Origin of the sequence: Undibacterium sp. YM2 (assembly GCF_009937975.1) — a bacterium.
In the GTDB taxonomy this organism is placed as follows: Bacteria; Pseudomonadota; Gammaproteobacteria; order Burkholderiales; family Burkholderiaceae_D; genus Undibacterium.
The window spans coordinates 3,760,389-3,777,873 of sequence record NZ_AP018441.1 but is presented as its reverse complement, the minus strand read 5'-3'; the positions used below and the strand labels follow the sequence as shown (position 1 = coordinate 3,777,873).

The 17,485-nt window shown below is 51.6% G+C and carries 19 protein-coding genes; 6 read left to right on the top strand and 13 right to left on the bottom strand.

Going from position 1 to position 17,485, the window contains the following annotated elements; translation table 11 throughout:
• Positions 1-47 precede the first annotated feature (47 nt).
• The 6 genes from UNDYM_RS17020 to UNDYM_RS16995 all read right to left on the bottom strand — a co-directional run bounded on the left by UNDYM_RS17020 (position 48) and on the right by UNDYM_RS16995 (position 4,308).
• A complete protein-coding gene (locus UNDYM_RS17020) occupies positions 48-407 on the bottom strand; it encodes a LiaI-LiaF-like domain-containing protein (protein WP_162042092.1) in 360 nt (119 codons plus the stop codon).
• A 201-nt stretch (positions 408-608) separates the two neighbouring features.
• Positions 609-980 (bottom strand): hypothetical protein, encoded by a 372-nt coding sequence (locus UNDYM_RS17015; RefSeq protein WP_162042091.1) that lies wholly within the window; start codon positions 978-980, stop codon positions 609-611.
• Positions 981-1,105: 125 nt separating this feature from the next.
• Positions 1,106-1,552, bottom strand: coding sequence for a DUF2214 family protein (locus tag UNDYM_RS17010; RefSeq protein ID WP_162042090.1), 447 nt, complete (start codon positions 1,550-1,552; stop codon positions 1,106-1,108).
• Between the two features lie 130 nt (positions 1,553-1,682).
• The gene (locus UNDYM_RS17005) at positions 1,683-2,453 is read right to left on the bottom strand and encodes a thioredoxin family protein (protein WP_162042089.1); all 771 of its coding nucleotides are present in this window, start codon (positions 2,451-2,453) and stop codon (positions 1,683-1,685) included.
• A gap of 62 nt (positions 2,454-2,515) precedes the next feature.
• The gene (locus tag UNDYM_RS17000) at positions 2,516-3,448 is read right to left on the bottom strand and encodes a fused MFS/spermidine synthase (protein ID WP_162042088.1); all 933 of its coding nucleotides are present in this window, start codon (positions 3,446-3,448) and stop codon (positions 2,516-2,518) included.
• A 23-nt stretch (positions 3,449-3,471) separates the two neighbouring features.
• Positions 3,472-4,308: a hypothetical protein gene (locus UNDYM_RS16995; protein WP_162042087.1), complete on the bottom strand. Its 837-nt coding sequence runs from the start codon at positions 4,306-4,308 to the stop codon at positions 3,472-3,474.
• Positions 4,309-4,564: 256 nt separating this feature from the next.
• Here UNDYM_RS16995 and UNDYM_RS16990 point away from each other — a divergent pair, with 256 nt between their 5' ends.
• The 3 genes from UNDYM_RS16990 (at position 4,565) to UNDYM_RS16980 (ending at position 6,315) form a co-directional block, all read left to right on the top strand.
• Entirely contained in the window at positions 4,565-4,822 is a 258-nt protein-coding gene (locus UNDYM_RS16990; RefSeq protein WP_162044671.1) for a hypothetical protein, read from the top strand.
• Positions 4,823-4,835: 13 nt separating this feature from the next.
• Positions 4,836-5,681, top strand: a complete 846-nt coding sequence (locus tag UNDYM_RS16985) for a PA4780 family RIO1-like protein kinase (RefSeq protein WP_162042086.1) — start codon at positions 4,836-4,838, stop codon at positions 5,679-5,681.
• A 103-nt stretch (positions 5,682-5,784) separates the two neighbouring features.
• The gene (locus tag UNDYM_RS16980) at positions 5,785-6,315 is read left to right on the top strand and encodes a GNAT family N-acetyltransferase (protein ID WP_162042085.1); all 531 of its coding nucleotides are present in this window, start codon (positions 5,785-5,787) and stop codon (positions 6,313-6,315) included.
• An 8-nt stretch (positions 6,316-6,323) separates the two neighbouring features.
• Here UNDYM_RS16980 and UNDYM_RS16975 read toward each other — a convergent pair whose 3' ends face one another.
• The gene (locus UNDYM_RS16975) at positions 6,324-7,022 is read right to left on the bottom strand and encodes a transporter substrate-binding domain-containing protein (protein ID WP_162042084.1); all 699 of its coding nucleotides are present in this window, start codon (positions 7,020-7,022) and stop codon (positions 6,324-6,326) included.
• Positions 7,023-7,231: 209 nt separating this feature from the next.
• Positions 7,232-8,500, bottom strand: coding sequence for a beta-ketoacyl-ACP synthase II (fabF, locus tag UNDYM_RS16970; protein WP_162042083.1), 1,269 nt, complete (start codon positions 8,498-8,500; stop codon positions 7,232-7,234).
• A gap of 180 nt (positions 8,501-8,680) precedes the next feature.
• Here fabF and UNDYM_RS16965 point away from each other — a divergent pair, with 180 nt between their 5' ends.
• Positions 8,681-9,712: an AraC family transcriptional regulator gene (locus UNDYM_RS16965; RefSeq protein WP_162042082.1), complete on the top strand. Its 1,032-nt coding sequence runs from the start codon at positions 8,681-8,683 to the stop codon at positions 9,710-9,712.
• A gap of 87 nt (positions 9,713-9,799) precedes the next feature.
• Here UNDYM_RS16965 and phaP read toward each other — a convergent pair whose 3' ends face one another.
• The 5 genes from phaP to UNDYM_RS16940 form a co-directional block, all read right to left on the bottom strand.
• On the bottom strand, positions 9,800-10,858 hold the full coding sequence (gene phaP / locus UNDYM_RS31250) for a phasin family protein (protein WP_162042081.1): 1,059 nt from the start codon (positions 10,856-10,858) through the stop codon (positions 9,800-9,802).
• A 242-nt stretch (positions 10,859-11,100) separates the two neighbouring features.
• Positions 11,101-11,793 carry a TorF family putative porin gene (locus tag UNDYM_RS16955; protein ID WP_162042080.1) on the bottom strand — a complete coding sequence of 231 codons (693 nt, stop codon included), beginning with the start codon at positions 11,791-11,793 and terminating at the stop codon, positions 11,101-11,103.
• A gap of 43 nt (positions 11,794-11,836) precedes the next feature.
• Positions 11,837-13,156 carry a S8 family serine peptidase gene (locus UNDYM_RS16950; protein WP_162042079.1) on the bottom strand — a complete coding sequence of 440 codons (1,320 nt, stop codon included), beginning with the start codon at positions 13,154-13,156 and terminating at the stop codon, positions 11,837-11,839.
• Complete coding sequence (locus tag UNDYM_RS16945; RefSeq protein WP_162042078.1) at positions 13,153-13,833, bottom strand: zf-HC2 domain-containing protein; 681 nt, start codon at positions 13,831-13,833, stop codon at positions 13,153-13,155. The genes UNDYM_RS16950 and UNDYM_RS16945 overlap by 4 nt, the downstream gene beginning before the upstream one ends.
• Positions 13,830-14,432 (bottom strand): RNA polymerase sigma factor, encoded by a 603-nt coding sequence (locus UNDYM_RS16940; protein WP_162042077.1) that lies wholly within the window; start codon positions 14,430-14,432, stop codon positions 13,830-13,832. Before UNDYM_RS16940 ends, UNDYM_RS16945 begins: the two co-directional genes overlap by 4 nt.
• 342 nt (positions 14,433-14,774) lie before the next feature.
• Between UNDYM_RS16940 and mrtJ the strand changes: the two genes are divergently transcribed.
• Together mrtJ and UNDYM_RS16930 are read left to right on the top strand one after the other, a co-directional pair.
• The gene (gene mrtJ, locus UNDYM_RS16935) at positions 14,775-15,221 is read left to right on the top strand and encodes a JDVT-CTERM system glutamic-type intramembrane protease (RefSeq protein ID WP_232063521.1); all 447 of its coding nucleotides are present in this window, start codon (positions 14,775-14,777) and stop codon (positions 15,219-15,221) included.
• Between the two features lie 29 nt (positions 15,222-15,250).
• A complete protein-coding gene (locus UNDYM_RS16930) occupies positions 15,251-17,422 on the top strand; it encodes a choice-of-anchor D domain-containing protein (RefSeq protein WP_232063520.1) in 2,172 nt (723 codons plus the stop codon).
• Positions 17,423-17,485: the final 63 nt, after the last annotated feature.

The following is a 17,485-nucleotide window of genomic DNA, read 5'->3' as shown; positions in this document are numbered from 1 at the left end:
ATAATGATCCGGTATTTGTGAGCATTCGTTGTAGATAAGGTATATATTTATTTTTGCGTATCCCTGGCCGCCAGCAAACCACCAACCAGGTGCTGTATGCCAAAGGCAATCAACAGCAAAGGCCAACTGGTGCGGAAGTTCCATCCCCATAATTGTTCTATCGATACATACAGCCACAAGGCAAAAACCAGGCTGAAGCAGCCTTTGGCAATATGCTCAGGCTTGCCAGGGCTGATGATATCCACCAGGCCGCCTATGGCGATCATGGCTGGCAGCAAGAACCAGTAATCAAGCGCATGGATGACGTCCAGGCGGTCCATCAAAAAGACGCTACCTGCAACTATCAGGGTAAGACCGAAAAACAAATTGCCTTTGCTGTGGCGCTGGGTTTCAGAATTTGCAGACATATCTTGACCTTTCTATCATCAAAAACTTCTGTGTTTTTGTTCTGTGAGATCAAGATACCCAAAGCAAAGGCGCTTGTCGCGCCCCTTTCGGCGAATGACGGCTTTCGTCGGTGATTGACGAAATGCCAGTGAGAATAGCGCTGGATTGACTAAAGTGCGGTATCAACGGCCCTGGGCAACGCCATCATGGCATGGCAGGCGTCAGCTCAAGAGTTGTATGAAGTATTCAGCAGTACGTACTATGCGCTTGGATTCCGTGCCAAACAGGTCGTGCGTCTCCTGCACGATGTATTCATTGGATCCCTTGGTACAGTACAGCAAACCACGGAAATTCGTCCCCAGATAAGTAAATGGTGCCAACTTGGTCTTGACCGGTACGTCGCTGCCTATCAGGGCGCGCAGTTTGCGCTCTACATCATAGAGGCTTTTTTCATCCAGGGTGACAGTGGCCCCCTTGGGCGTGGGGAAGGTCGATTGAAAAGAAGGGTTTTGCCCCATGGGGTTTCTGAATGTGATTTTAATGCCCAGCTTCAGGAATTTGGATACGGCGGTAAAGTCGTTTTCGTCATACATGGCAATGTCCCGGATAATTGTGCCGCCATGTGCGATGGCAGCACTATATGATGTGGAAAGATTGCCAGAAATCAGGCATTTACACAACTTTTCTTGTCGCCTGTGTTCATCAAAACCATGCCGTTTTACATACTGTAACCCTTGGCCATGAGTACCGCACCGGCGAGAATGAAGATGACGCCAGCCAGTTCCAGTTTCAATATGGTCTGTATGGTGTTGACCTGAGCATCAGGAAATACCGGCAACTGGTTTTGCTTGACCGCCTTGCCCCAGCGCAGGAATACCACGGTAGGATAGATAGAAAGCAAGCCCACGATGATAAAGGTGGTCATCTTGAGCATGAAGGCATGGCTATGCAGATAGTAATCCTGGCCTTTTTCAAAGTACATCACACGCAAGACACCTAGCACGATGATGAGCATGGCGCTCAGGCCATAAATGCTGTCGATGAAGCGCAGGCTTTTAGCCGATGACACGGTAAGCGGCTGGCGCACCAGCACAAGTTCTGCCAGCAGCGTGCTGACCAGGGTAAAGGCGGCGATATGGTGTAGCAAAGCGACGAGTATATTCACGGTCATGGCTCCTATGGCGGCTGGCAGGAAAGTGCAGAAAGTCTAAGCCATTTATGCCTTGCTTGCTTAAAAAATAAGACCAGGCCTGTGAATTTTGTCGCCAGCCACCCAAAAACTGGCGTGAGCGGTGTTATTGCTGCAGAGCCTCACAGAGCGGCAGGCTAAGCGCCTGCAGGACATTGCCTTGTTTGTCCTGGGCAAAGGCCAGCACTGACAGGTTCTTGCGTTTGGCATTGGCGGGTACACTCAGTTGGGCGGCAAAGCTTGCTGCCTTGCCAGCGCTGAGTGGATAAGCATCACCCCATTCCCTGGCGACAAAGTCATGCTGTAAAGTGGCTCCGCGATTTTCGCCTGCCTGTATCTTGCTGACCAGGCCTTGCTCAAGCAGGGCAAAATGCAGCTTTGCATCTTGCCTGCTATTGCCTTGAATCGTGAAGAACAGCTTGCTATCTGCCAGTTTTTCTATGCCCAGACGCAATGATGCCGTGGCAGCTTGTTGATTGATACGACGTATGTCATCTGCCATGCCATTGCGCCAGCTACGCAGTTCTTTGCCAGCGATGAAGATTTCTGGCGTATAAACAGTGCGGCTATTCGCCAGATCAGCCAGAGTTCTTTGCCTGTCGGTATAAGTCTTTTTGGCAAACACATCTTTCCAGCCCAGGTAATCCCAATAATCGACATGCAGGGAAACGGGAATGACTTGCTCACTGTTCAAGCCCGTGCTTTGATACAGACGACTGATGGTTTTGTCGGCGGGTGGGCAACTGTCGCAACCCTCAGAGGTATACAACTCAAGCAGGGCAACGGTGTGTGCAGGGCTGGATTTACTACAGATTTCTGCGGCTTGCATATTGCTAACTGCGCAGGGAAAAACGCCAAATAAGAGCAGGGCTTTCATGAACTATCCTCAGTGGGTGGATATTCATTGGTCGTCGCTTGTCGGGTTTCCTTACATGCTTTTTATTGGGCAGCCTGCTTTTTCCAGTCTGCATAGTTTTGCGGGACATTGGCGTCTGGCACCATGATGGTTGACAGGCTTAGTTTGAGTGCTGCCAGTTCTTCTTCTGGATCAGCGTAATCGGCAGACAAGGGCAGGCTGAGCAGCTTGTCCTGCAATGAAGAAAATTGCAAGGATGGATGCTGGTCTGACAAAGCCTTTATTGTATGTTCATTGACCTGATTCAATGCACCCTTGATGGCATACACAATGAGGTTGTAGCTGTCAGGTGAACGCGTCCAACTGACCTGGCGTGCAAACTGCTGGCGCAAGCGGCTGAGCATGCCAGCCAGGGCACTGGGCTTGCCCCAGACATTGGCAACCATGATGCCATTCTCCACCAGATTGGCATGGCAGATCGCATAAAATTCTGCCGTGTTCAAGTCCGCTACCAGACCATTTTCATCATAGGCATCCAGCAGCAAGACGTCGGCATCATAAGTATTGTCTTGCAAGTGGGTCACTGCATCGCAATGGATGACTTGCAGGCGTTCATCGTCCGGCGGCAGCATGAACAACTCACGCATGGCGATCACGTCGGCATTGATTTCCAGCACGGTGATGCGGCAGTCTGGCAAATGGCGATAGCAGTATTTAACCAGTGAGCCACCGCCCAGACCTATCAACAGGATATGACGAGGCTGCGGGTGGAACATGAGCAAGCCCATGACCGTGCGTGAGTAGGCGCAGACCAGTTCATCCGGCGCATCCAGTTTCATCACGCTTTGCATGCACTTGGGGTTCAGATACATGATACGCAGATTGCCATCATCGACATGAAAGGGGCGGCCCTCGTGCGCTTTTTGTATTTCTTCGAGACAGCGGATATGCGCGCGCTCAGCTGCTGGCACCTGCTTCAGGAACAGGCTGGACAGGCTTTGCCGGGGTTTTTTCATATCCGTCACCTTTAAGTTTCTGTTCAATCTGCCAACTGGGCCTTCAGTGCCGCAATCTGGCTCAGCAATTCACTGTTTTCAGTTTTCAGATGCAAGACTTGTTGGCGCAGGCTGTTGAGTTCATCCGCATTGCTGACATTGCTGCTGGTACTGTCTTGCCTGCCTTCCATAGCAGCCGGTGCGCTGGCTTCAGCGGCAACAGGCTTGGCCGGGGCTTTTTGCTCGCGTACTTTTTCCCTGACCTGGCGGGCGGCCTGTTGCAATTCCTTGCGGCCACCTGCTACAGCGGCAACCTGATCTTCATTGGGCAGGGAGGCAATCGCTGCGGCTGCGCTGATGGAGATAGTGCCATCGCGCACGGCCTGTACCAGTTCAGGTGCTGCAGCTTTCTGAATTTTTTCTATCTGTACCACGGCATTACTGCTGATGCCTGCCAGACGGGCAATTTCCTGGCGGCTTTGGGTAGGTTTGACAACCGGGACGGCGACTTCGCTCTCTGCATTGTCTGAGGGAGCCTGCTCTTCCTGTGCCTTCATGCGGGCCAGCACGATTTCTTTTTTGCGCAAGGCCAGCATGCCGCGCTGGAAGTCAGTCACGCTGCGGCGACCCAGATGGTTATCTATCATCCACAATTGAACATCTTCGATATTGCTGAAGTTGTCGTTTTGAACAATATTGTAGGGCAGGTTATGGCGCTGGCAAATCGCATAGCGGTTATGCCCGTCTATCAGGATCTCACCCCAGCATACCAGGGCGTCACGGCAACCTTCCGTCAGGATGCTGCGTTCCAGAGCAGTAAATTCATGCTCGGTCAGGGGGTCTATATAGGCGCGCAAGGCCTCATGGATGATGATACTCATACAATAATATCCAGGCTGTAATTTTTCAGGGAAGGCGGCATTGTAGCCGAGAACAGGCGCAACACCGTTGTCAGCGGGTAGCACGTGTACAATACTGGTCTTTCGGCGTAATCTTTCAGGCGCGATGAGCATAATCAGCGCTATGAAGTTAGCCTACCTTATTGACCACATTCGTTATAAAAATTGCCATGGATGTAATAAGTCCACAGCCGCAGTTTCCAAACGCACTTCATGACAGACAGGAAAAACCAGCATGATGACCTATGAAGAATATCTGGATGAAGTCACGACTTTAATGACAGAGAGATTTGACCTCAGCGATGACGAGGCCATCAAGCATGTCATGCGCGCCCAGGCCGCTGACTTCTTTACCCTGCATGACGATATTGCTGAAATGCGTACGCAAGAGCGCGCCGAGCAGGACGCCAAGACCATCTACGACATGCGCAACAAGTCACGCGGCCATGCACCCGTCAAACTGGTAAAAACTGGCGGCAAGCCACGCAAAGCCTGAGCACGCTGACCGGATGAAAACACCAAAACGACTGCAGCCCCTGCAGGAAGAAGGTTTGATCGACGAAGTCATGCGCCAGCTCATGAGTGGCAAGGAAGCCACCGTATATGTCGTGCGCTGTGGCGAAGAAATTCGTTGCGCCAAGGTCTATAAAGAAGCCAGCCAGCGCAGCTTTAAAAACGCCGCTTCTTATCAGGAAGGCCGCAAGGTCAAGAACAGCCGTCAGGCCCGCGCCATGGAAAAAGGCACGCGCTATGGCCGCAAGATGCAGGAAGAAGTCTGGCAAAACGCCGAAGTCGATGCCCTGTATCGTCTCGCTGCCGCCGGTGTCAAAGTCCCCAGGCCGTATATCTGCCATGAAGGCGTATTGTTGATGGACCTGGTGACAGATGCCGACGGCAATGCCGCGCCCCGCCTCAACGATGTGGAATTGACGCCAGAGCTGGCACGCCAATACCACGCCCAGTTATTGCATCAGGTTGTGCTGATGTTATGTGCCGGTGTCATTCATGGCGATTTGTCTGAATTCAATATCCTCGTCGATGAAGAAGGACCGGTGATTATCGATCTGCCGCAGGCGATAGATGCCGCCAGCAATACCGAAGCAGGCGTCATGCTGGAACGCGATGTGAACAATCTGGCGACCTATTTTGGCCAGTTTGCACCTGAGCTCAATGGTACAAAGTTTGGCAAGGAAATCTGGAAGCTATATACCGCAGGCTTGCTGACTCCAGAAACGGTATTGACCGGCATCGTCGCACAAGATACCCGCCCGGTTGATCTGGGTGCGGTCATGGAAGAAATCGAGTCTGCCATCTTTGAAGAAAAAGAAAGGCAAAGGCGTTTGCTGGAAACCTAAGCTTCCTTGCATATTCCCAGGTGCTTCGGGAACTCTTGTCACTAGCCTTTGTCCATTCTGAATATTGACGATCAGTACTATTGTTCAACACAGGAGTGTATGCATGATCAAAGGAAGTTGCTTTCACCTGCGCCACGTCAGGAAAGAAGATGTCATGACCTTGCTGGACTTGATGAATCACCCCGATGCCAAGGGTGATTTTTTGTCCCAGGAATTGATGTTGCCAGGTGTGGCAGAGAAGAAATTTGAAGATGAATCACGTTCCAAAGAGCAGGTCGAGACGTTTTTGATCATTGATGAAAATGAGAAAATCATAGGCCGTGTTTTCCATTTCAAGACTGTACCTTATTTCAATTCCCGCGAAATCGGTTATGGCATGTTCGTCAAGAACCTGCACGGTAAAGGCATCATGACCGAGGCTGTCAAATTACTCAGGAATTATCTGTTCAGTACGATGCTCATCAACCGTCTTGAAATTCACATGAACACTGACAATATCGCTTCAGAAAAAGTGGCGATCAATTGTGGCTTTCAAAAAGAAGGCATTGCACGCGGTGCCACATTCTCACGTGGCAAACACCGCGATATCGCCATGTACGCATTGCTCAGAGATGAGTGGGAAAAGCTGGCTTAGCCAGGTTATTATTTTCTCACCGGGTAAATCTTGAGCAAAGCCGTATTGATCTTGCGCATTTGCTCTGCTGTGACATCCTTGCTGCAAACAATGTAGCGGTTCAAGCCTGCAGGCATGCCTTGCAAATCCATTTGCGTGGTCTGACTCAGGCTTTCTTCCTTGTCCTTCAGGTATTCCCAGTCTTCCCTGTCTATCAGCATATAGGATGCGCGATTGGCAGCTACCATGCGGGCCATGATCATGGGCAGGGTAGTGCTGCGTTCGACCTTGTTTTTAGTGGTCGTAAACATGGCATCCAGTTCAGGGCCATAAGAGACTGCATCAACGATGCCCAGCGTCAGGCTGGGGTCGGACATCAGTGACTTCAGTGTGCGGTGTGCTGCGACCTGTTTGGCGGCAACCGGGCTGACCAGCAGGGTATGCGGCGGATCAGTATGAAAGACTTCGGAAAACTGCACCAGGGCTTCTCTCTCCGGGATACGGTACCAGCCAAATGAGCAATAATTCTTGGTGCCGCCGGAAAAATTACTCCATATACGTTTTGCCGGTTCTTCGACAAAACGGTGCGGGATTTGCGCATTGCTGAAGACCTGTTTGGCACGCTCAAGCAATACGCCTTTTTCCACACCATTTTCCAGGTATTGATGCGGCGGTTTGATGCGCCAGGCAACTGTGATGGGTTCTTGTGCATATACACTTTGACTCATTGTAAAGGTACCCACTGTGCACAATACGCCCGCTAACTGGTAAAGATTCATTTTATTATCGCCAGATGTTTGATTCATTCTAAGCGATCAAATGACACTGCAAGGCAATTTCAGAGCTAAATGACGGGGAAAAAGTATAATTTTTGCTTTAGAGATACATTTTTCATGTATGCCTGCATTTCAATTCTTCTGCCAGCTCTCCATAAAAATCAAAATCGACGAAATACCAGGCTGGCATTGACACCACCAAAACCGAAGCCATTGGAGATGGCATAGTCCGTTGCTATTTTACGGGCCGCTCCGGTGACTATGACTATGCCATCCGCTGCCGGATCTTGCTGTGCCAGGTTTAATGTCGGCGGTGCCATCTGGTCACGCAGGGCAAGTACGGTGAAGATCGCTTCCACACCGCCTGCTGCTCCTAGCAAATGTCCTGTTGATGATTTGGTGGCAGATACAGCGGGGCCGCGATCACTCCCGAATATTGCCTTGATGGCGGCCAGCTCACTGATGTCGCCGACTGGTGTGGATGTTGCGTGGGCGTTCAAATGCCCGATCTGTCCGGGCACTAGCCCGGCTTGGCGTATCGCCAGTTCCATGGCGCGTCGGCCACCGTCGCCGTCAGCGGGCGGAGAAGTCATGTGATACGCGTCAGCGCTGGTGCCATAGCCCAGCAGCTCAGCGATTGGCGTGGCACCACGGCGCAAGGCATGTTCGAGTTCTTCAATGACCAGCATGCCTGCTCCTTCTCCCATGACAAAGCCGTCACGCTCCATATCGAAGGGGCGCGATGCCTGGGTGGGATGTTCATTAAAGTTGGTGGACATGGTTCTTGCGGCAGCGAATGCGCCAAAGCTGACACGGTCAATGCAGGCCTCGGCCCCGCCACACAAGGCAATATCAGCTTCACCTGCACGTATCAGACGCGCTGCATCACCAATCGCCTGCGCGCTGGCGGCGCAGGCGGTGACAGGTGCGCCCAATGGGCCACGAAAGCCATGGCGTATGGAAATGTGTCCAGCTGCCATATTGGCCAGAAAACTCGGGACGGTAAAAGGCGAAAGCCGTTTTGGTCCACGACCATCAGTGGTTCTCACGGCATCGACGATGGCACCGAACCCGCCCACGCCTGAGCCGACGATGGTGGCCGTTCTTTCACGTTCACTGTCGGTGCCGGGTTGCCAGCGCGCCTGGATCAAAGCCTCTTGCGCTGCGGCCAGGGCAAACAGGCTGAACCTGTCCATTTTCTTGTGGTCCTTGGGTTCCACGGAGAGGGCAGGGTCAAATCCCCAGGGGCGGTCTGGCGACAAGTCGGGCACGACACCAGCGACTTTGGCTGCTATCCCTTCAGTGACTTCTTCAGGCAGTAAAGCCAAGCCTGAATGCCCATTCAAGAGGCGTTGCCATACAGTTTCGACACCACAGCCCAGCGGCGACACCATACCCATGCCTGTCACGACAATTCGTCTTGTATTCACATCATGCTCCTGTTTTGATCGGTGAAAATGCGCAGACAGCGATAGGCAAAATACGCCATGCGGCGGCTAAACGCACACCAAGGTCGTTGTTGAAATCATGAATCAGTATAGGGTGATGGTAGATAAAAAATCGGCACATCACGCCAATGAATATGCAAAATGCGCCATAATGAAAGAACTATGACGTTATCCTGGCAAAGCACTCTTACTGTTTCGGCCCACTTCCTGCATGGCATGCTGCACTTCGTGCGTACCCATCATGGAGAAAAAGTGGCCGCGCAGGTACTGGCGAGCGCGGCTATCCCCCAGTCTCTGCTCCACCAGCCTGATGCGCGGCTGACACGTCAGCAATACGTCGCGCTGTACAGGACAGTTGCGGCGACACTGGATGACGAGATGCTGGGCTTGTGGTCCCGGCCTATTCGCACTGGTACCCTGAAGTACCTCATGCTCAGCCTGCTGGATGCACCAACCGTGCTGGTCGCTTTGAATCGTTTTGTCCGTTTCTGGAATCTGCTGCTGGATGATTACCGGCTGCAGATTTCAACCAAAAATAATCTGGTAAGGCTGGCTCTGGTGGAAAGAGCGCCCGGTACACAGGTCACTCCACTCGGGCATGAGTTGATGATAAAGCTGATACACGGCATTGCATCCTGGTTGCTTGGCAGGGAGATCAACCTGCACCGGGTCGAGTTCAGCTTTGCCAGGCCCAGGCATGTGGAGGATTATGCCTTCCTGTATCCCGGCGAGCTGTGCTTCGATGCTGGCATGACGAGTATTTATTTTTCATACCAGGATTGTGCTGAGCTGTTCAAACGCGAGAAGCACGAGCTATGGGCATTCCTGAAACGTGCGCCGGAAGACTGGACCTTCAGTGCATTTCACCGCGCTTCGCTTGTGGCCAAAACGCGCGAATACCTTGAACCGCATATTGCCCAGCCAGTGACAATACAGGATCTAGCAAAGGTATTGCATACTTCGGTGCGCACTCTGAACCGCCGATTTGCAGAGGAAGGAACACATTTCCAGGCAGTGAAAGATGGGCTGCGACGCGATATTGCCGTCCACAGGCTGACAAATTCAAACGTGGGAGTAGCAGCGCTGGCTTTTGATCTGGGCTTTTTCGATGCCACTGGTTTTTGCCGCGCATTTAAACACTGGACTGGCAGTAGCCCTTCTGATTATCGCAAGGGCAGCCGTCAGGATGAATAAGGGGTAGAGACAGTCAGCAGATGTGATAAAGTCGCAATGCCGATCAAAGCTGATCAGCACCGCGGCTTAATTTATTGCCCGTTTTAATTACTGACGAACTGGCTTCTTCGCACCTGTGGCGGCGCTGGATTTTGCCTTGTAGGCTGGTTTGCCGTTATTGGCTGGAAAGCCAGGTGCCTTCTTCAAATTTGGCGTGGCTGGAAATGGAAATTTCACAGCAGATTTTTTCTCAGTACTGGCGGCAGGTTTGTTATCTGCTTTTGTTGCTGTGGTAGTTTCTGTAGCCTCAGTTTTTGCTGCTGGCTTTTTAGCCGGGGTAGTTTTCTTGTCCAAAGTTTTTTCTATGGTAGATGTCGTTGCTGCTGGCAATGGTTCTGCCGGCGTGACGACTGGAACGGGAGCTGGTGCAGCTTCAACTGTTGTTGTGCTGGTTTTCAAAGGTTTTTTTGCAGCTTCAGTTTTGGCTGCTTTGCTTGATTTTGCCACTACTGGTTTGGCCGTTTCTGGCTTGACTTCAGATGGTTTCGCTACAGCCGGTTTTACTTCTGCTTTCGCCGCAGGTGCTTTGTCCGCGACTTTGGCTACCGGCTTTTCTGCCACCTTGGCAACAGCTTTCGGTTTGGCAGGTGTTTTTGCGTTTTTGACTTCTGGCTCAGCCAGCAAAGTCAATTGCTTGGTCGCTGCAATAGGTTTGGCAGCGAGTTTTTTGACCGCTGGTTTTGTAACGGCTGGTTTTGCAACGACTGATTTTGTAACTGCGGCAGGCGCGGCTTTAAGGGCTGGCGTAGCAACGGCAACTGTAGTGACTATTTCAGCATTGCCTTGCTTGCTGACGATTTGCCACAATTCTGTGCGGGTATCGATGCTGATGGCGGCCAGTTCGCGGCCATAAGACAGGATTTTTTCAAATTGTGGCTGAGCCTGCGAGCGGCTCAAGTCCAGCAATTCTTGCGCTTGTTTGACCGCAAACAGTTCATGGGTCGCGCTATTTGCATTTTCCAGTGATTGTTTGGCGGTATTGAAATTCAGGGCGATCAGCTTTTCCAGACTGCCAAAGGCCAGATGTGACCAGGCCTGGAAAACGGCAATTTGTTTCGCCAATTGATTCTGGGCAGCAGATGATAATTGTTCAGTAAGCAAAGACATGAAACTCTCCAGAGTGTGGGATGAGGCATCAAGAAGACAGATAGCATTGAAGCAGCATATTGCAATAAAAATGGCGCAATGCAGCATTATTTGTTAATAACGCATTCTAGCGCTAGCCTGCTTAATTTGTAAGCATTATTTTTGCATTGCAATATTTGCTTGAAAAATAGTGCTTTATGAAGAAAAAAAAAGGTGTCTGGTGATATTTGCCTGTTTTGTCTGATTGCCGACATGGCAGGTCGTCAGAATAAATAGCTGGCGCTGAATACCAGGCTGTTGCGGGAATTGTTCTGGTACTTTCCTGTGCCGTAACTTTGCTGTGGTCTGGTGATGCCGTAAGCCAGTTGCAACTTCCAGGAAGAGAAATTGCTGCCTACCCCTATGCGCACATCCACGCGGTTGCGGTTGACCTGCCCGACTTTACCATCTGGATAAACCAGCCAGCCTATGTGGGAAAACAGATCCAGACGCTCTTGCAACTGGTAGTCTGCATTGGCTTCCAGATACAGGGTCTTGCTATTAAGTCCAATGTAATTGGGAGAGTAATAAATTCTTGCGCTGAGATTATCGAACATCAGACCGGTAAACACTTCGCCGTAATTAAGGTCGGTAGATTTGGGGAAAAGTGCCGCAGTAGCGCCAGCCTCCCAGATCAAGCCGCTGCGCAGCCGTTGAGAAAATCCTGAATACAGCAAGATTTGTTCACCATCACTGCTATTCCCATTCAGTTTAACTTTTGAGCCGAAAGCACCGGCATACCAGCCGTCTGGCGCATCATAGACCAGGTTTAATTGCGCCACCGGCTGCTCGTTACTCAGCGAGATACCGCGATAGCTATAGTCGGAAGCAAGCGTGATACTGCCACTGACTTGTGCGCATGCCTTGCCAGCAAGAGCAAAGATGGAAAAGATCAGGATCACGCAAGATTTAAGCAATACCATTCCTTAATGAAGATACATGGGATATATCGTATGTCTGCTAGGGTTGATGTGCTGCTGTTGCTGAAGAGGGCGTCAAATGGCAAGAGCAGGCACATTTATTTGTCAGCCTGCTGAGAGTTGCGCACAGGTTGACTTGCCCGCTGATATTGGCGTCACCCTGATTCACAGGATTGACCACCAGGTCTGCACGTATTTGCGCAAGGCTGGCCGATGGCTTCAGTTCACTGAGCAAGGCCATCATGCCCGAGATATGCGCGGCCGAATAAGACGAGCCAGAAACAAAGCTCCAGCGTGCCCCCGGCGCAGTCGTAGGAATATCACGCCCTGGTGCTACCAGTATGTCATTCGTCAGCAACCTGGTTTTGCTGTCAGCTACCGCAAACACACCAGGATGTGAAGCCGGGAAGCCACCATCGGCACGGTTGGGGTCCATGGCGCCGACTATCTTGATATTGCGGGAAATGGCAGCATCGAGCAATTGCTTCAGCAGGCGGTCTGGCGGGCCAGACAAACTCATGTTAATCACTTGCACGCCCTGTGTCAGGGCGAAATTGAGAGCCTTGCCCAGGGTGAAGCTATTGCATCTGGTTTTATTTTCTGGCTCTTGCCAGCAGGCTCTGAGGGCCATGACATGCGTATTCGGCGCGATGCCTTCTATACCCACGCCATTGCCAGCACGCGCGGCGATAACGCCCGCCACGCCTGTGCCATGGTTCTCACCGACATAAGGATTATTATCAATGAAGTTTTGATTCAGCGAGATTTGCCCGGCAAGATCAGGGTGCTTGATTTCTACGCCACTGTCGATGACAGCAACTACCACATTGCGGCCAGTCGCAATCTTGCGTATTTCATCAAGCTGCCAGTATTTATTCGCAGGCTGGACCGGGAATAGCGGGTCACTTTTTGCCTGTGCATCAAAGGTGTTGATGGTCTGCACCCAGGCTACACGGGCATCCTTGCTCAGGTTGGCGATGGTCTGTTCTTCAGAGATGGCATCGCTTTCTTCCATGACAAAGCAATCCACATTCAGCACTGGCATGGGCCAGTCTTCCAGCAGTTTCAGGCCATGTACACGTGCCAGTTCTTCAGCGATGCGGCGGCGTGCGCTGCGGCTGACATCATTGCTGTAACCGCCGCTATAGCTGACATCCGGGCGAAAATGCGGGGCAGGCAAGTGCAGCATGACCAGTATCCGGCGCTTGGCTTCAGGTTCCTTTGCTGTGTTCTGTTCCTGTTCGACGACAGTGTCTGCGCTGGCTGGCTTGGTGCCTGCTACTGCTGTCAAAGCGAGAAAAAGGCAAAGGCCGAATTTACTCAGGCTATTGGTCCAGTTTATATTCCAGCGTGCTTTCATTTTGCAGCTCCCGAACCCAGGGATTCAACCAGCTCTATCCCCACCTCAGAGCGCAGTTCCCTGATGCTTTGCTCCAGCCTGGCATCATCGACATTGAGCAGGTAGGCATTGGTGACGGTCGGGCCATCGATGATGCGGGCGTCGTTGATGGACATGATGCGTTGTATATCTTTGACTGTGGTTTCTGGTTTGAATACAACCACAATATTACCGGAAGAACGCTCACCGCTGCCAAGTACGCGATAACTGCTGTCGTCCTGCCTGGGCAGTGCCATAAACGCGACCAGTCCGACAATGACGGCAGTTTGTGCTGCCATGACTGCCATTCCCCAACGCGCAGGAGCCTTGCCATCCGCAGTAAACAGCGTCCACAAGCGTGCCATGAAGTTATTGGTATTGTTAACTTTGGCTGCTTGTACTTGCACATCCAGCTTTGGTAAAAGACGGGCGAGGGCTCTATCCACATTGGGAACTGTACTTGCCGCCGGTTCACCAGCCTTCAGCTTTTGTTGCCATTGCAGGTCATCCTGACATGCAGTGCAGGTTTGCAAATGCGCTCGTACCAACTGCTGTTCATCAGCTTGCAGGGTATTGTTGGCATACCAGGGCAACAAGCCCTGCACCTGGCTATGGTCAGGCTCATCAGATTGATGGGCCTGGTTAGTTTTCGTGTTCATAATATTTCCTCCATGCTGTCGGAAAGCATGAATCTCAAACGCTGTCTGGCGTGGAACATCCGGGTCTTGACGGTATTGACCGGGCATTCCATGGTTTCAGCGATTTCCTTGTATCCCATCTCATGATAATAAGTGAGGCTGACGACAACGCGTTGTTCCATGGGCAGGGCACGCAGGGCGCGGCTCAGGTCGGCATCAAGCTGCTGGGCTGACATCTGATGTTCTGGCTCGTATCTGGTCTCTGCTGCATGATGTTCAAAATCGGATTCGACTGCTTCATCAAAACTGTTGATGGCTTTCAAGGCCTGGCGATAGGCTATCGCAAATACCCAGGTGGATACGCGGGAAGTATGGTTAAAGCTGGGCGCTTTTTGCCAGACGACCAGCATTGTATCGTTGACTATTTCTTCTATCAGATGCGTATCACGTGTCATTTTGTCCAGAAACCTGGCCAGCCTGCCAAAGTACAGACGATACAAGGCCTCAAACGCCTGGCGATCGGCGTTTGCAATCAAAGTGATCAATTCAACTTCCTGCGCTTCCGGGGTATCTGGACGTTTCTTGTCAGTTTTACCTCGCCATCCCCAATTCTCAAACATGCCTGCACTCTCCTCGATTAGCTGTTAATACCTGCTCAGGTGGAAAAGGTTCATGTCGGCGTAAAAAATATTTGGCATCAGCTTGATGAGAATTTATTGTATAAAATGCATTTTTTCTGGGTTGGTGTGCCATCTGCCAGATGTTGCTAAGTACAAGTGTTCGCAAATGATTGTAGCGCATCGCCATGATGAAATTTTTTATCTTCTCTCACCATATTTCCCCTTCAAATTTCCATCACAAAAATCCCCTGCAAGTTCACAAACTGCTGATGCTTTTTCTCGCGTCAAAAAAAATATTTAATTTTTCTTTGAACCAATTTGGATTATTGGTGCATTAACCGCTTGAAACAAACGGAGAGGTCTATTTTTTCATGCGAAGAAAAACCTCTTTTAATTCACCAGCATTGCTTATCGATGAACCTTATCTCTCCTCTTTTTGTTCAGCAAGCGATGTGTGGAAATCAGTTGTGGACAGTAGATGCGGCGACTCTGCTGAGGCTCTTGTTGCTGGCACCAATTCTTGAAGAATTGGTTGTGCGCGCCGGTTTGCAGCAATACGTGATAGGCCGGTTTTGTCACTCGGGTATCAGCGCGAAGTTAATACCGGTGCTGATATCTGCAACAGCGTTCAGCGTTTTGCATATGGCATCAGGATGGGACGTAGTACTGACAGTTTTTTTGCCTGGGCTGCTGTTGGCGATGATGTACCAAGCTACGCGTGACTGGCGATTATGTGCGTTGACCCATGCCGTATTCAATGGAGTGGCTCTTGGTGTTTGCATGCAGTAAAAAATTTTAATCATTGAAGGGAAACTATGATGAACTTGCATTTTCGTTTTACGCGCTTGCTGCAGCAGGCGGGTGTGCTGGGCGGTACATTGGTACTGCTGGCTACCGGCATGTCGGCAGCTCATGCCGCTGATGCCCTGAATGGCAAAAGCCTGTACCTGAATGGCCCGACAGCAGGCGGCACCAGTTGTACTGCCTGCCATGGTGCCAGCCCGGCCAATAACGTCAACGGCATTTTGCGCGGAGCGAATAATCCCACGGAAATCAGCAATGCTTTTGCACAAAACAAAGGTGGGATGGGCAGTTTATATAACAATAAATTCAGCCAGGCTGAAATTGCTGACCTCGCTGCATTTATCGGCAACCCCAGTGTCGTAGCCGGGCCTATCGCCACAGTGTCACCAGCCAGCCTGGTGTTCACCGGAACGACCATAGGCCAGACCAGCACTGCCCTGAGTGCAACACTCAGCAATACTGGATCGGCAGCCTTGAATATCACCTCAATTGCGTTGACAGGTGGCTCAGCGGGCGACTTTAATTTGGCTGGCGGCAGCTGTGCGGGTGGCAGTTCACTGGCACCAAGTGCCAGTTGTACCGTGCTGTCCACGTTCAAACCGACAGCGCAGGGTAACCGTACTGCCAACATCAGCATCAACCACAATGCAACGGGCGGTGTTAGCCTGGTTACGCTTAGCGGCACTGGTAATGCTGCTGCGCAGGCTGGCCTTACGGTGTCAGCCAGCAGCCTGAACTTTGGTACGCTGCTGGTGAATGCAGCGTCTGCACTGCAGACTGTTACCATCAGCAATAGCGGTCAGGCAGCATTGAATTTCAGTTCCATTGCTTTGAGTGGCGCCAACGCAGGTATCTTTGTCGTTGGTGGCACCTGTAGTACACAGACTGCAGTTGCCGCAGGTGGCCAGTGCACCATCACCTTGCAGGCAACACCGGCCACCGCAGGCGCCTTTGCGGCGGCATTGAATATCGCCAGCAATGCCTCTAACGGTAATGCTGTCGTCAGCCTGGCAGGTAATGCAGCGGCCGCCACGCCAGCCATTACCGCAACACCCAGCGTGCTTGCCTTTGGTGCCCAGACAGTAGCTGGTTCACCATTGACACAACAGATCAGTTTGTCCAATACCGGCAACGTCGCATTGACATTCACAGCGATCAAGATCAGCGGCGCATCAGCAATTACGCTGGGTGCAGGTAATACTTGTGGCAGCAGCCTCGCAGTTGGTGCAAGCTGTAATGTACCCGTGGTATTCACACCGACGGTCGAGGGTGATGTCAGCGCCAGCCTGGCTGTGACATCCAATGCTGCGCCTTTGCAGGTAACTATTACTGGCACAGCGACCAAACAGGCAGTTGCGAAACCGGTCTTGTCAGATACCGGCACAGTACAGTTCAGCGACACCCAGGTTGGCACCACTTCTGCCAAGCATACTACCACGCTGAGTAATACCGGCACTGCAGCGCTGAAAATCACCAGCCTGGTCTTGAATGGCAGCCAGCTCAATGACTTTATATTGGCCGGTACTTGCAGCACAAATGCCACGCTGAGCCCGGCAGCAAGTTGTACCATCGATACCAGCTTCAAGCCTGGCAGCGCAGGTAGTAAAACTGCAAACGTCCTGGTAGTGACCGATGGTGGTGCGCAACTCAGTGTGGGGCTGGCGGGCACTGGCGTAGCCATCCCTGTCAAGACTGTTACGCTGAATATCAACCCGCAATCCTTTGACTTTGGTTCTGCCACGATAGGCAGTGCCAACCTGGTAAAACGCTTCACGCTGACTAACCCAGGCAGCGCTGCGATTGCGCTGACAAATGCTGCGTTTAGTGGTGCCTATGCAGCGGTGGTGGATAGCTCATCCTGCCCACGCTTCCCATTCAGCCTGCAGGCAAATACTTCTTGCGAACTGGTGGTTAGCTATGCACCAACAAATGCAGGTACTAATAATGGCAGCGTCGTCATCAGTTCTTCTGACACTAGCACAACCTGGAACATCGCTTTCTCAGGTACTGCGGTGAATGCCGTTACCCCTACGGTGACAGCCAATGCGCCAAGAAATGAAGGCGGCGGTGGTTGCTCGGTTGCCCGCGATGGCAATGACCCCATGCTGCCGGTTCTCGTCATGCTCGCTGTGGCAGTCATCATCTGGCGCAGGAAGCAGACACGTCAGGCCAGGGTACAGGATTAATCAGTAAAGCCGGGCTGCGGTCCGGCTTTCAGGTTTAAGAATATGAAAACGATAGGGCAAAGA

What these genes read in the sequence shown, in the direction of transcription:
- UNDYM_RS17020 (WP_162042092.1), bottom strand. Translation starts at nt 407, where the DNA reads ATGTCTGCAAATTCTGAAACCCAGCGCCACAGCAAAGGCAATTTGTTT.
- UNDYM_RS17015 (WP_162042091.1), bottom strand. Translation starts at nt 980, where the DNA reads ATGTATGACGAAAACGACTTTACCGCCGTATCCAAATTCCTGAAGCTG.
- UNDYM_RS17005 (WP_162042089.1), bottom strand. Translation starts at nt 2,453, where the DNA reads ATGAAAGCCCTGCTCTTATTTGGCGTTTTTCCCTGCGCAGTTAGCAAT.
- UNDYM_RS17000 (WP_162042088.1), bottom strand. Translation starts at nt 3,448, where the DNA reads ATGAAAAAACCCCGGCAAAGCCTGTCCAGCCTGTTCCTGAAGCAGGTG.
- UNDYM_RS16995 (WP_162042087.1), bottom strand. Translation starts at nt 4,308, where the DNA reads ATGAGTATCATCATCCATGAGGCCTTGCGCGCCTATATAGACCCCCTG.
- UNDYM_RS16990 (WP_162044671.1), top strand. Translation starts at nt 4,565, where the DNA reads ATGACCTATGAAGAATATCTGGATGAAGTCACGACTTTAATGACAGAG.
- UNDYM_RS16985 (WP_162042086.1), top strand. Translation starts at nt 4,836, where the DNA reads ATGAAAACACCAAAACGACTGCAGCCCCTGCAGGAAGAAGGTTTGATC.
- UNDYM_RS16980 (WP_162042085.1), top strand. Translation starts at nt 5,785, where the DNA reads ATGATCAAAGGAAGTTGCTTTCACCTGCGCCACGTCAGGAAAGAAGAT.
- UNDYM_RS16975 (WP_162042084.1), bottom strand. Translation starts at nt 7,022, where the DNA reads ATGAGTCAAAGTGTATATGCACAAGAACCCATCACAGTTGCCTGGCGC.
- UNDYM_RS16965 (WP_162042082.1), top strand. Translation starts at nt 8,681, where the DNA reads ATGACGTTATCCTGGCAAAGCACTCTTACTGTTTCGGCCCACTTCCTG.
- phaP (WP_162042081.1), bottom strand. Translation starts at nt 10,858, where the DNA reads ATGTCTTTGCTTACTGAACAATTATCATCTGCTGCCCAGAATCAATTG.
- UNDYM_RS16950 (WP_162042079.1), bottom strand. Translation starts at nt 13,156, where the DNA reads ATGAAAGCACGCTGGAATATAAACTGGACCAATAGCCTGAGTAAATTC.
- UNDYM_RS16945 (WP_162042078.1), bottom strand. Translation starts at nt 13,833, where the DNA reads ATGAACACGAAAACTAACCAGGCCCATCAATCTGATGAGCCTGACCAT.
- UNDYM_RS16940 (WP_162042077.1), bottom strand. Translation starts at nt 14,432, where the DNA reads ATGTTTGAGAATTGGGGATGGCGAGGTAAAACTGACAAGAAACGTCCA.
- UNDYM_RS16930 (WP_232063520.1), top strand. Translation starts at nt 15,251, where the DNA reads ATGAACTTGCATTTTCGTTTTACGCGCTTGCTGCAGCAGGCGGGTGTG.